Annotated in this window: 12 protein-coding genes; 9 read left to right on the plus strand and 3 right to left on the minus strand. The window is 50.1% G+C overall.

From position 1 onward, the window contains the following. Positions 1-8: 8 nt before the first annotated feature. On the plus strand, positions 9-1,421 hold the full coding sequence (glnA, locus tag ACLPHM_RS03250; protein ID WP_430219841.1) for a type I glutamate--ammonia ligase: 1,413 nt from the start codon (positions 9-11) through the stop codon (positions 1,419-1,421). A gap of 71 nt (positions 1,422-1,492) precedes the next feature. After that, complete coding sequence (locus ACLPHM_RS03255; protein ID WP_430219842.1) at positions 1,493-2,392, plus strand: dihydrodipicolinate synthase family protein; 900 nt, start codon at positions 1,493-1,495, stop codon at positions 2,390-2,392. A 13-nt stretch (positions 2,393-2,405) separates the two neighbouring features. Here ACLPHM_RS03255 and ACLPHM_RS03260 read toward each other — a convergent pair whose 3' ends face one another. The 3 genes from ACLPHM_RS03260 to ACLPHM_RS03270 all read right to left on the minus strand — a co-directional run bounded on the left by ACLPHM_RS03260 (position 2,406) and on the right by ACLPHM_RS03270 (position 5,955). Further along, the gene (locus tag ACLPHM_RS03260; RefSeq protein WP_430219843.1) at positions 2,406-3,194 is read right to left on the minus strand and encodes an ABC transporter ATP-binding protein; all 789 of its coding nucleotides are present in this window, start codon (positions 3,192-3,194) and stop codon (positions 2,406-2,408) included. A gap of 6 nt (positions 3,195-3,200) precedes the next feature. Beyond that, a complete protein-coding gene (locus ACLPHM_RS03265; RefSeq protein ID WP_430219844.1) occupies positions 3,201-4,841 on the minus strand; it encodes an ABC transporter permease in 1,641 nt (546 codons plus the stop codon). A gap of 76 nt (positions 4,842-4,917) precedes the next feature. Next, a complete protein-coding gene (locus tag ACLPHM_RS03270) occupies positions 4,918-5,955 on the minus strand; it encodes a Fe(3+) ABC transporter substrate-binding protein (RefSeq protein ID WP_430219845.1) in 1,038 nt (345 codons plus the stop codon). Between the two features lie 344 nt (positions 5,956-6,299). Between ACLPHM_RS03270 and ACLPHM_RS03275 the strand changes: the two genes are divergently transcribed. The 7 genes from ACLPHM_RS03275 (at position 6,300) to proC (ending at position 13,471) form a co-directional block, all read left to right on the plus strand. Beyond that, positions 6,300-7,076, plus strand: coding sequence for a ferredoxin--NADP reductase (locus tag ACLPHM_RS03275; RefSeq protein ID WP_430219846.1), 777 nt, complete (start codon positions 6,300-6,302; stop codon positions 7,074-7,076). A gap of 87 nt (positions 7,077-7,163) precedes the next feature. Then, on the plus strand, positions 7,164-7,550 hold the full coding sequence (locus ACLPHM_RS03280) for a Rid family detoxifying hydrolase (protein ID WP_430219847.1): 387 nt from the start codon (positions 7,164-7,166) through the stop codon (positions 7,548-7,550). Between the two features lie 5 nt (positions 7,551-7,555). Continuing rightward, positions 7,556-9,634 (plus strand): ATP-dependent DNA helicase RecG, encoded by a 2,079-nt coding sequence (gene recG, locus ACLPHM_RS03285; protein WP_430219848.1) that lies wholly within the window; start codon positions 7,556-7,558, stop codon positions 9,632-9,634. Between the two features lie 35 nt (positions 9,635-9,669). Continuing rightward, positions 9,670-10,635 (plus strand): LysR substrate-binding domain-containing protein, encoded by a 966-nt coding sequence (locus ACLPHM_RS03290; protein ID WP_430219849.1) that lies wholly within the window; start codon positions 9,670-9,672, stop codon positions 10,633-10,635. Positions 10,636-10,697: 62 nt separating this feature from the next. After that, positions 10,698-11,276 (plus strand): Dps family protein, encoded by a 579-nt coding sequence (locus ACLPHM_RS03295; RefSeq protein ID WP_430219850.1) that lies wholly within the window; start codon positions 10,698-10,700, stop codon positions 11,274-11,276. 101 nt (positions 11,277-11,377) lie between these two features. After that, positions 11,378-12,502, plus strand: a complete 1,125-nt coding sequence (locus ACLPHM_RS03300; RefSeq protein WP_430219851.1) for a high-affinity branched-chain amino acid ABC transporter substrate-binding protein — start codon at positions 11,378-11,380, stop codon at positions 12,500-12,502. Positions 12,503-12,634: 132 nt separating this feature from the next. Beyond that, positions 12,635-13,471 carry a pyrroline-5-carboxylate reductase gene (gene proC / locus ACLPHM_RS03305; RefSeq protein ID WP_430219852.1) on the plus strand — a complete coding sequence of 279 codons (837 nt, stop codon included), beginning with the start codon at positions 12,635-12,637 and terminating at the stop codon, positions 13,469-13,471. Positions 13,472-13,495 lie beyond the last annotated feature (24 nt).

Consider the following 13,495-nt stretch of genomic DNA (forward strand, 5'->3'; position numbering starts at 1 on the left):
GAGTCATAATGTCTACCCCCGAAGAGCTGGTCAAACTCATTGCGGAACGTAATGTTGCCTTCGTCGACTGCCGTTTCACGGATACGCTGGGCCGTGAACACCACCTGACTGTGCCAGCGCACAGCTTTGATGAAGAGCGCATAGAAGGGGGGGTAGCGTTCGATGCATCGTCTTTGCCTGGATGGAAAGGAGTGGAATGCTCCGACATGCTGTTGCTGCCAGACGCAAGTTCTGCCCGCCTAGATCCATTCCGCGAAGAAAGCACGCTTATTGTGACGTGCGATGTAGCAGAACCTACCGATTTGAATGGTTACGATCGTGACCCTCGTTCGTTGGCCAAACGTGCCGAAATTTACTTGAAAGCCAGTGGCTTGGGCGATACCGCTTACTTTGGTCCTGAGCCAGAGTTTTTCGTTTTCGACAATATTCGTTGGGACGACCGCATGTACGGCTGTATGGTTGAAATTGGCGCGGAACACGCACCATGGTCAACCTCGGCGGCTCTGAATGGCCATAACTTAGGTCATCGTCTGCGTGTTAAAGGCGGCTACGCACCCGTACCACCCGTTGATAGCTTCCAAGATCTGCGTTCAGAGATGTGCGTACTGATGGAGCAGCAAGGCGTTCCTGTTGAAGTGCACCACCACGAAGTGGGTGGCGGCGGTCAGTTGGAAATTGGTACACGTTTCTCCACGCTGGTGCAGCGCGCCGACTGGAACCAGATCATGAAGTACACCATCATGAACGTGGCTCACGTGTACGGTAAAACTGCTACCTTTATGCCTAAGCCTATTTTGGGCGATAACGGTTCGGGTATGCACGTACACCAATCTATCTGGAAAGATGGCCAGAACTTGTTTGCAGGGAATGGTTACGGGGGTTTGTCCGATATGGCCTTGTTCTACATTGGCGGTATTATCAAACACGCTCGTGCACTGAATGCGATTACTAACCCTACTACCAACTCCTACAAACGCTTGGTACCTCATTACGAAGCGCCTGTGAAGTTGGCCTACTCGGCACGTAACCGTTCAGCGTCTATCCGTATTCCTTACGTGAGCAGCCCTAAAGCACGCCGTGTAGAGGTACGTTTCCCTGATCCTATGGCCAACCCATACTTGGCATTCTCTGCCATGTTGATGGCTGGTCTAGACGGTATTCAGAACCGCATTCATCCTGGTGATGCAGCGGATAAAAACTTGTACGATTTGCCACCGGAAGAGGATGCAAAAATCCCAACCGTGTGCAGCTCGTTGGAACAAGCGTTGGAAGCACTGGATAACGATAGAGAGTTCTTGACGCGTGGCGGTGTATTCAGCAACGACATGCTGGATGCCTACATTGAGTTGAAACAAGCCGAAGTGAATAGGCTGCGTATGACGCCACACCCGGTTGAGTTCGACATGTACTACAGCCTATAAAGCGTAGTTAAGACTGCACAGCCCCTGTCTGTATGGCAGGGGCTTTTTTCTTTACAGCAGGAGTGAGGCCGATGTTTACTGGGCTAATTTCATTTCCCTTAACCCCGTTGATGAATGACAGTGCTATTGATGTGCCTAGCTTTGAGCGCCTAATGCAGCGCCAAGTGCAGGCTCAAGTCAGCATGATTACGGTATTAGGCTCTACGGGCAGTTATGCCTATCTGAACCGGGACGAGCGAGCAATGGTGATCAAGCACGCTGTGGCTCATGCTTCCTCTATACCTGTTATGGCTGGTATTGGTTCGGTACGCACTCGTGATGTGTTAACGCTTGCGGAAGATGCCCAGCGCGCTGGGGCAAAAGCTGTATTGATGGCACCAGTGTCGTATCAGAAACTGCAGCCTGATGAGGTGTATGGTTTGTTTGAAATGGTCACGCGTGAGTTGTCGGTGCCATTGTGTGTGTACGATAACCCGGCCACCACGCAGTTTCATTTTAGTGATGAGCTGTTGGTGGCGTTAGCAGCGTTGCCGCAGGTAGCCTCTATCAAAATTCCTGCGCTGACTGGCAGCTTGGATGAGGCTCGCGCACGTGTGCGTGCGCTGAAGGCGCATTTGCCTGCAACGTGTAGTTTGGGTGTGAGTGGTGACCATGCGGCAAGCTTAGGGCTGCAAGCAGGCTGTGATGGCTGGTATTCAGTATTAGGTGGTTTGCTACCGCAATTGTGCATGCGTTTGCTAGCAGAAGCTAAGCAGCCTAGCGCTGATGGCGAGGCATTATCCGCTGCGATGCAACCATTGTGGGCGTTATTTAAGCAGCACGGTAGTGTGCGTGTGGTGGCGGCTGTTGCAGAGTTACTCGGACTCGTGCAAACACCGTGCTTACCATTACCGTTGCATAGCTTGCAAGGCGAGGAGCGTGCCAAAGTGGCAGCATGGTTAGCGTCGCTACCAGAAGGCTTTACCCACTGATAGCGATGCAGGTTTACTCGTCTGACGGGCTACCACGTAAAAAGGCTTGAGCGCGTTGGTGTAGCAGTGCTTCGCGACGAATGAATTCCGACACAAAGCTATTGGCAGGGTTGTGATGCAGGTTATAGGCCGTATCCCATTGGGCAATGCGGCCTTCGTGCATAACGCCTATGCGATCAGCAATGGCAAACGCTTCGGCTTGGTTGTGAGTGACCAATAGTGCAGTTAAGCCTGCTGTTTTTAGAATGTCACGCACCTCAAAGGCCAAGCGTTCACGCGTATCTATATCCAGATTAGAGAAGGGTTCATCCAGTAGGAGTAGGGCTGGTTCAGGCGCTAGTGCGCGTGCTAGCGCGATGCGTTGTTGTTGCCCACCAGAGAGTTCGTGTGGATACCGCTTGGCATGACTGGCTAAATCCACTAATTCCAACATTTCCTCTACACGTTGACGTCGGTACGTTTTCTCAGATTTGCGCAGCCCAAATGCAATATTCTGAGCGACTGTTAGGTGAGGAAATAGGGCGTAGTCCTGAAACATCATGCCTACATTGCGGTGCTCAGGTAGCACCACCTGTTCGGGTGTGGACAGTGTGATTGCCCCCAAGTGTATGCTGCCCTGTTGCAAAGGTTCAAAGCCAGCGATGCTACGTAACACGGTGGTCTTACCGCAGCCTGAAGAACCTAGCAAACAGCCTATATGACCCTGGTTTAGCGACAAACCTAAATCATCAACTACTGTTTTTCTACCCTCGGGTGCAGGGTAACTAATAGACAAATGTTCTAAACGCAGAAAAGCAGTCATAGTGATTTAGTGATTTTTGAATTGTGTACGAGCAAGCAAAATAACAGGCAGCAACCCTGCTACTACAATGGCCAGTGCGGCAATTGCACCTTCTTCATAGGTGCCGCGAGCCGCTTCGGCATAGAGCCATGTGGCCAGCGTGTCAAAATTCATGGGGCGTAGCAAGAGGGTTGCGGGTAGCTCTTTCATGGCATCCACGAACACAAGCAACGCGGCAGCGCCTACGGCTGGTCGCAATAATGGTAAATGCACGCGTCGTAAGGTGCCGCTTGCGCTTTCGCCTAATAGTCTAGAGGCTTGTTCTAAGGATGGTGGGATGCGAGATAAACCGGCCTGTAAACTACCCGCTGAAATCGCTAAAAAACGTATGCTGTATGCAATGATGAGAGCCCCCATGGAGCCCATCAAAATCAGTTGTTGGGGTGCATCCCATAACTGACCAATACGATTCAGCACACCATCTACAAAGACCAACGGGCCAAGTAAGCCAATGGCTAATACTGTACCTGGAATGGCATACCCTATAGATGCTATACCCGCCAGCATAGTAGGCAATGCGCGTCCCCCTTGTTGGTGATGGTTTCCTCGTGCAGACCATGCCAAGACTAGCCCAGCCACTAAAGTGACGATGGTGGCAATCAGCGCCAAGCTCAAGGTATTCCATGCGCTGCTGAGTAATTGGGCGGATACTGTGCCATTCAAATTCAAATATTTAACGCTGGCATTGATAAGGTATAACGCTGGCGCTACAAAGCCAATCACAATAGGTGTCCAGGTTAAGGAGCATGCAATGAGTGCAGATACACCTTTAAGGGCTTGGGGGCGTACTGGATGTGAGCGTTGATTGCTGCTATAGCGCTGATGGCGACGACCTAAGCGTTCAATCCAAATCAGGCTTACCACCATGACCAACATCGTCAGGGCAATTTGTGCGGCACCAGCCAAGTTAGAGCGTGTGACCCATGTAGAGTAAATGGAAACCGTCAGCGTTTGTATGCCTAGGAACTCAGATGCGCCTATGTCGTTTAAGGTTTCCAACAACGTTAGGCTTAGGCCTACGGCAATGGCTGGTCTCGCCATAGGCAGTGCGACACGGAAAAATACAGATCTACGGCTTTCACCCAAAATGCGGGCGGCTTCAATCAAACTAGCGGCCTGGGTGGCAAACATGGCACGAGTGCTCAAATACACATACGGGTAGAGCACAAAGCCTAGCAAGAAGATGGCACCGGGCAGTGAACGCAAATCGGGTAAACGGAATTGCCTAGGGCTGGTGTAGCCGAGGATGTCGCGAATAAAGCCTTGAACAGGGCCTATAGGGTGCAGTAAGTCTAAGTAAGCAAAGGCGACTATATAGGTAGGAACGGCCAGTGGCAGTAAGAGCGCCCACGACACAATGCGTCGGCCAGGAAACTCGTAGGCGGTAATCAGCCATGCGGCTCCTACACCTAAGCAACCTGCTAGCACGGCAACGCCCGCTAACAGCAATACAGTATTAAGAAAGGCGCCGGGTAGCACGTAGTCAATCAAGTGTACCCAGTGATCAACGGCACCAAAGGATTCCCAGAACAGCATGCCCACGGGAGCAATCACAATCAGGGCAATTAGAAGGGAAACCAGCAGCCAACTGTTCTTTTGGAAAAACATAGGTAGTGAGGAGCGAGCCTCAACAGGCCGCTGGCCAGCAGCGATAGCCTGTTGAGTGTACTTAAGCTTTGTTGTTTTAGTTGTTGAAGCCAACTTTATCTACCAGTTCACTAGCCTCTTTGCGGTGTTTCGCAATTTCGGTCAGTGGCAGTGGGTCTATCACTAGTTCACCAAAACTCGCCACCACGGGGTCAAGCTCTACGCCAGCTTTCACAGGGTATTCGTAGTTTGCTTTGGCATACAAGCTTTGGGCAGAGTCAGAAACCAGATATTCCAATAACTTTACTGCATTGTCTTTGTTGGGAGAGTGCTTGGCAACGGCAGCGCCAGAGATATTAACGTGTGTACCGCTACTGTCAGAGTTGGCGAAGGTAGGACGAATGACCTTAATGGCTTCACCCCAAGCGTAGTCATCAGTGCCAGGTGCGGCATTTTTCATGCGGCCTACGTAGTACGCGTTCGCAATCCCTACGTCGCAAATACCACCCAAAATGTCGCGCGCGACATCGCGGTCACCACCAGCAGCTTTACGTGCGAGGTTCTGTTTTACGCCTTGTAGCCATGTTTCAGTAGCTTCTACACCGTCGTGTGCGATTTTGGCCGCGATTAATGCGGTGTTGTAGGGGTGTTGACCAGAGCGAATGCAGACTTTGCCTTTGAACTCTGGGTTGGCGAAATCCTCGTAAGTCAACGAGGTGATGTCTTCCATGTCTTTAGCAACGTAAGCGACACGATCACGTAAAGACAAGGTGAACCATTGGTTGTCTGTACCACGTAGGTTCTCAGGAATAGCGGTTTGCAATGTAGAGGACTCTACGGGTTGAGTCACGCCAGCCTCTACCAGATCAAGTAGGTTGCCAATATCGACGGTCATGAGCAGGTCAGCAGGGGATTTGTCGCCCTCAGTGCGTACGCGTTCAATTAGGCCATCTTTCACAAACACGGTGTTGACCTTGATATTGCTTTCGTTAGTGAAAGCTTCAAGTATAGGCAGTATTAATTGTGGTTCACGTGTGGTGTAAAGATTCACTTCTTCAGCGGCATACGCGTTGACAGCCATGCTGCTAAAAACTAGACCAGCCAAAATGGAGAGACGATTACGTGCAAAACGCATAGTGGGGCTCCTACCTGAGTGAGGAATTTTCATCGAAATAACAATCATTATTGATTGCTGCGATTGCACCTTAACAGACTGCGCTAAGACTCACAACAAATGACGTATATATATGAATTAATTGATGAAAACTTCACGAACCATACAGTAGGTAGAGCAGGGAAGTGTGTGGCTTTTGATGCAGATCAGTAGGCCGTACGCACATATCTGCGATCATGGGTAAACCCAGTTTTGCATAAGGATATCAGGATTTACACTATAAAACGCGCTAAACTGATGCGGTAAATCACTTTATCCTGTCCTGCTGAGGCTGGCAGATTCCTTACATACTCTGAAACTGATACATGGCTGCTTTTAATACTGAAAAAGTCCTGAGCGTGCATCACTGGAATGACACGCTTTTTTCATTCACTACAACGCGCGATCAGGCCCTACGTTTTACCAACGGACACTTTGTCATGATTGGTTTGGAAGTAGAAGGTAAGCCACTGATGCGTGCTTACAGTATCGCTAGTGCGAACTATGAAGAAAACCTCGAGTTTCTGAGCATTAAAGTACAAAATGGTCCGTTGACCTCTAGGTTGCAGCACTTGCAAGTGGGTGACTCCATTCTGGTTAGCCGCAAACCCGTTGGTACCTTGGTTGTAGATGACCTGCGAGATGGCCGCAATTTGTATTTGTTGGGCACAGGCACCGGTTTGGCTCCGTTCATGAGCATCATCAAAGATCCCGATACATACGAACGTTTCGAGAAAGTGATCTTGGTGCATGGTGTACGTTTTGTCAGTGAGTTGGCGTATGCTGATTTCATTGAAAAAGAATTGCCAAACAATGAGTTCTTCGGTGAGTTGATTCGCGAAAAACTGTTGTACTACCCAACAGTTACGCGTGAACCGTACCGCAACGAAGGCCGTATTACCTCGGTCATTGAATCTGGCAAAATCTTCACTGATTTAGGTATAGACGCCTTGGATCCTGAGAAAGATCGCGTCATGTTGTGCGGTAGCCCAGCCATGCTGGAAGACCTAAGCAATATGCTGGATGCACGTGGGTTCAAAGTTTCTCCAGGGGTAGGTCAGCCTGGCGATTACGTAATTGAACGTGCGTTTGTAGAGAAATAACAGACTACGTTTGTGCGCAAAGGGCTTGTGTAGCCTTTTGCGGCACGATTAGAATGGTGCGGTTTTCAGCATTTATATAACGTACCCATGATTAAAGATATTATCCAGACAAGTGCTGCACCTGCAGCAGTAGGCCCTTATTCTCAAGCCGTAGCGGTACAAGGCAGCAAAACAGTTTATCTGTCAGGCCAGATTGGTCTGAGCCCAACGACTGGCGAATTGGTTTCTGACAACTTTGAAGCGCAAGCACGTCAGTGTTTTGACAACATGGAAGCTGTCATTAAAGAGGCGGGCGGTACGCTGGAAAATATTGCCAAATTAACGCTATATCTAACAGACCTGAGCAAGTTCGCTACTGTGAACGCCATCATGGCTGATGTGATTCCTCAGCCTTTTCCAGCACGTTCTACGCTGGGTGTGGCAAGCCTGCCTAAAGGTGCTCAGGTTGAAGTAGAGGCCATTCTGGTTCTCTAATCGCTATGGCATCTGCATCATCCTCACGGCCCAGCAAGGGCCGCGCAGATGCCGCGGCAACCACACTGGCACGAAAATTCAGCCAACTGGGCTTGGAAACCGATGCCGATTTCGTCGTGCATCTACCGTTGCGCTACGAAGATGAAACCGCTGTTCACGCCATTGCAGACGCCAGATCTGGCCTAGCTCAGCAATTCGAAGGCGAGGTGGTTGAACAAATTATTACCCAGCGCCCACGTAAACAGCTGCAAGTGATTTTGCAAGACGAGAGCGGCAGAATTACATTACGCTGGCTGCATTTTTATCCCTCACAACTTAAACAATTGGCAGAAGGCCAACGTGTACGTGTGCGTGGCGAAGTGCGCCGTGGCTTTCATGGGTTAGAGCTAGTACACCCTAAGGTGACGCGTCCTGATCAGGGTTTGTCTGATACCTTGACGCCGGTGTATCCCGCCAGTGACGGATTACGTCAACAGCAAATACTGAATCGTATTAACCAAGCCTTAGAGCGCTTACCGTTAAAAGACACGTTGCCAGAGGTGCTGCGCGAGCAATTTGAGCTGCCTGATTTCGCCCAGTCTTTGCGTTTGCTGCATCACCCTCCGCGTGATGTGGATGCTTATGCGTTGATGCAGAAAACGCACCCAGCCTGGCAACGTATTAAGTTTGATGAGCTGTTGGCTCAGCAATTGAGCTTGGCTGCGGCCAGGGCAGCGCGACGTAAACAGAAATCGTGGCCGTTAAAAAAGAAAAAGGGTCAATTGGAGAAACGCTTACGTGAGCGATTGGGGTTTCATTTAACCAATGCGCAAGAGCGTGTGGTGGCTGAAATAGCCGAGGACTTAAGCTTCTCACACCCTATGCATCGTCTCTTACAAGGGGATGTGGGGAGTGGCAAAACCGTGGTGGCCGCCATGGCGGCGGCGCAAGCCATTGAAAGTGGTTACCAAGTGGCGTTGATGGCGCCTACCGAATTATTAGCTGAACAGCACTACCAGAAAATGCAGCAGTGGTTTGAACCACTAGGTATAGAGGTAGGCTGGTTAAGTGGCAGCCAAACGGCTAAGCAACGTGCGCCTGTATTAGCGGGCGTATTGAGTGGTAGTTGTGCCTTGGTGGTGGGTACACAGGCGTTAATCCAAGAAGGCGTAGAATTTCATAAGCTAGGGCTGGTGATCTTGGATGAACAGCATAGGTTTGGCGTGGGTCAACGGTTGAGCTTAAGTCGCAAAGGTGAGCAAGGTGAACAACAGGCTCGTACCATTCCTCATCAACTGAATATGAGTGCCACCCCCATACCACGCACCTTGGCCATGAGTTTTCTTGCTGATCTAGATGTCTCAGTGATTGATGAACTACCGGCAGGGCGTACACCCGTAATCACTAAGCTCTTATCTGAGCATAGACGCGAAGAGGTGATCGCGCATATTTATGCGCAAATCCAAGAGGGTAGGCAGGTGTACTGGGTATGCCCTTTGGTAGAAGAAAGTGAAGCTCTGCAACTGCAAACTGCTGTAGACACCTACCAGCATCTGGCTGAACAGTTACCTGGCGTAAAAGTAGGGTTGTTGCACGGCAAGTTGCCCACCCAAGAGAAAGCCCACATTATGGAAGCGTTCCGTGCGGGTGAGGTGCAGGTGTTGGTGGCTACCACGGTTATTGAAGTAGGCGTGGATGTGCCTAACGCTAATTTGATGGTGATAGAGCATGCCGAACGATTTGGGTTGGCGCAGCTACACCAGTTGCGTGGGCGAGTAGGGCGAGGCTCACACCAAGCGGTATGCGTGTTGCTGTATCAACAGCCGCTGTCGGCCATTGCTCGTGAGCGTTTGAAGGCAATGTACGAGAGCACCGACGGTTTTGAAATTGCGCGTCGTGATTTGTCATTGCGAGGCCCTGGCGAGTTTCTAGGGGTGCGCCAGTCTGGGCAGGCATTATTGCGTTTTGCCAGTTTAGATAGTGATGAGTATATGATTGAGCAAGCGCAGGAATGTGCTGTTTTGTTGCGAGAACACTATCCTGAGCATGCTCATGCGCATGTACAGCGCTGGCTCAAAGGACGTGAAGAATTTTTGCGTACCTGATATAACTGTTGGGATACGCTATCTAAGGGCTGAACATGACACTGACTGAGTTGAAATACATTGTGGCGGTTGCGCGAGAACGCCACTTTGGCCGGGCGGCAGAAGCTTGTTTTGTAAGCCAGCCTACCTTATCGGTAGCCATTAAAAAGCTAGAGGAAGAGCTGGGCATCGTGATCTTCGAGCGAGGTGGGCCTGAAATAGGTATCACTCCCATAGGGTTGCGTATTATTGAGCAGGCTCAGCGCGTATTGGAAGAGGGCGCCAAGGTGCAAGAAATTGCACGTCAAGGTAATGATCCGTTAGCAGGGCCATTGCGCGTGGGTATTATTTATACGGTAGCGCCGTATCTATTACCCAAACTTGTGCCGGAACAAATACGCCAAACACCACAAATGCCGTTGTTGCTGCAAGAAAATTTCACCGTGAAATTAATTGAGCTGCTTAAGCAGGGCGAAGTGGACTGCGCTATTGTGGCTTTGCCTATTCCTGACACAGGCTTCATGGTGCGTGATCTGTACGACGAGCCCTTTGTGGTGGCTGTACCCAGCACCCATGCTTGGGCGGATAAAGAAGCGATTGACCCTGAGGCGTTAAAAAGCGAAACCATGCTGCTTTTGGGGGCGGGGCATTGTTTTAGAGATCAGGTCTTGGGCGTATGCCCCGAGCTATCACGCTTTTCAGCAAGTAGCGAAGGCATACAGCGCACCTTTGAAGGCTCATCGTTAGAGACTATCCGCCATATGGTGGCTACAGGTATAGGCGTAACGGTAATGCCATCTAGTGCGCTAGCAGCGCCTGGCCAAGAAGGTGCTTTGCTGCGCTACATTCCTTTCACCAACCCCGCTCCAGATAGACGTATTGCCTTAATCTGGCGTAAAAGCTTTCCCCGTACCGAAGCGATTAACGCATTAACTAAAGCCATCATGAATTGCGGCTTGGAAAATGTTAATTTTTTGTTAGATAAAAGCGTTATTTACAGTAATCTTGACGGATTACAGTAAACTGTTTGACTTGAAATACAAGGTTCGTAGGTTCTATTTAGTCCAACCTCAAGGAGCGATGTATGGCTAAAGCGGTAAAAGCTGTGAAAAAAGTGGCAAGTAAAAAAGTTGCAACTAAAAAGGCTGCACCTAAAACGGTAGCCCCAAAAACAGTCAAGGCGGCGCCAGGTATTCTGGCTGTTAACATCGGCATTAGTGATGCTGACCGTGCCCGTATCGCCGAGGAGCTATCTAAGGTATTGGCTGATTCCTACACGGTGTACCTGATGACGCACAATTTTCATTGGAACGTCACAGGCCCTATGTTCAACACATTGCATGAAATGTTCATGGGTCAATACACCGAAACATGGCAGGCGCTGGATGCGATTGCTGAACGTATGCGCGCATTGGGGCACTATGCTCCAGGTACGTACGCTCAGTTTGCAGCACTCAGTTCTATTGCAGAACCTAAAGGCGTGCCAGATGCACAGCAAATGATTGCTATGCTATTGTCTGCTAACGAGGCGTTATCACGTACAGCCAGACAAGCATTTGATTGTGCCGATGCCGCAGACGATCAGCCTACCGCTGATTTGTTAACGCAGCGTTTGGATGTGCACGAGAAAAATGCGTGGATGCTGCGCAGCCTCTTACAATAAGTACTATGAGGTAAGGGCTTGAGTCATCAGGCTCTTATAGTGGGTGACTGCCTGCGCCGGTTAGGGCAGGCAGTCATGTCATTTATCAGGAGATCACATTTATGAAAATCCGTTTTACCCCTGTTGCCAGTGCTCTGGCATTGGCTACCGGCATGATGCTGGCTACAACCGCTCATGCAGATAGCATCAAAATTGCCGTAGCAGGTCCAACCACAGGCCCCGTAACTCAGTATGGCGATATGGTTCGTGAAGGGGTGAATACCGCTATCGAACAAATCAATGCTGGCGGTGGCGTATTGGGTAAGCAACTGGAACTGGTCGTCATCGATGATGGCTGTGAACCTAAACAAGGTCCAGTGGTAGCGAACCGTGTGATCAATGATGGTATTAACTACGTTGTTGGCCACGTATGTTCCGGTGCAACGATTGCTGCTACCGACATCTACAACAGCGAAGGCATCGTGATGGTTAGCCCATCTGCTACAGCGCCTGCTGTGACTGATGGCAAAGGCTACGACAGTATTTTCCGTACTATCGGTCGCGATGACCAGCAAGGCCCTGCCGCTGCTGCCTTTATCGCTGCGAACATCAAGCCAACTAAAGTGGCTGTGCTGCACGACAAACAATCCTACGGCCAAGGTATTGCGACAGCCGTACGTGATGGTTTGAAAGATGCTGGCTACGAAATCGTGATGTTCGAAGGTATTAACGCCGGTGACACCGACTACTCCGCTGTAATCACTAAGCTGAAATCTACAGGTGCTGACTTCATTTACTACGGTGGCTACCACCCAGAAATGGGCTTGTTGCTGCGTCAAGGTGCAGAGCAAGGTCTGAAAGTGACTGTGATGGGCCCTGAGGGTTCTGGTAACCCAGACATCAACGCCATTGCTGGTGAAGCCGTTGAAGGCATGCTGCTGACATTGCCGGCTGACTTTACTCAAGATGCCGAAAACGCCGAAATCGTTAAAGCCTTTGAAGCCAAAGGTCGCGATGCAGCCGGTGCGTTCCAAATGACATCGTATGCAGCGACTAAAGCCATTGCTGACGGTATTGCTGGTGCAGGTGTAGACGATCCAGTCAAAGTAGCCGAGTTCTTGCATGCTAACGAAATCAAAACGCCAATTGGCATGATTTCCTGGAACGAGCAAGGCGATTTGAACGAGTTCAAATTTGATGTGTACGTATGGCACAAAGACGGTTCCAAAACACTGTACGGTAAATAATTAACGTATAGGTAGTTCCTAAAAGAGGGCGGCGATAAGCCGCCTTCTTTTATGTGGGCAAGGCCTCTGCTACAGTGTTGAGTGCGCGTCTTGGAGCGCAGTAATAAGAAAGATATTCTAGGAGTTACATAGATGGTGAATGAGGCTTACCAAATGACGTTGGCATTTATTGGCGGGGGCAACATGGCTTCTGCATTGTCAGCAGGATTAATCGGTAAACGATGTGCCGCATCGGATGTGTTGGTGGTAGAACCCCATGCAGAATTACGCGATAAATGGGCTGAGCAAGGCGTCTTGACGCAACCACATGCTCAAGAGCAACTGCGCCATCATCGTGTGTGGGTGTTTGCCGTGAAGCCTCAAGTGATGAAAGAGGTCGTACTGCAGTGCAAGCCTTTCTTGCAGCCTGACACCTTGATCATTAGTGTGGCAGCCGGCATTGCGGCCACAGATATTGCGCGTTGGTTAGGGGATGACACGCCTTACGACCGCGTAATTCGCTGTATGCCCAATACGCCTGCCTTCATTGGTTGTGGTGCAACTGGCTTGTTAGCATTACCAGCTGTCCCTGAGCGTGATAAAAACATCGCTAATCAGTTGTTGGGCACAGTAGGTGAAGTGGTGTGGGTAGATAATGATGATCAGATAGATGCGGTCACCGCATTGTCTGGTAGTGGCCCTGCTTACGTGTTCTTGTTCTTAGAGGCATTAATTGCTGGTGGCACAGAGCTGGGGTTATCGCCTGAGCAAGCCAGAAAACTCGCTCTGGCTACATTGAACGGTGCGACACAGTTAGCGAGTTTGTCTCCAGAAACGCCCGAAACCCTGCGTAAACGTGTGACGTCGCAAGGGGGTACAACCGCTGCAGCGTTAGATGTGTTGTTTGCTGAGAATTTTGAGACTACCGTTAAAACGGCGATGGCAGCCGCCAAACGTCGAGCGGCAGAGTTGTCTGTGGAATTTGCATGAAAGCAGTAGGTGAAACGGGTCGTC

Origin of the sequence: Paenalcaligenes sp. Me131 (genome assembly GCF_050487225.1) — a bacterium.
Classification (GTDB): Bacteria; Pseudomonadota; Gammaproteobacteria; order Burkholderiales; family Burkholderiaceae_B; genus Paenalcaligenes.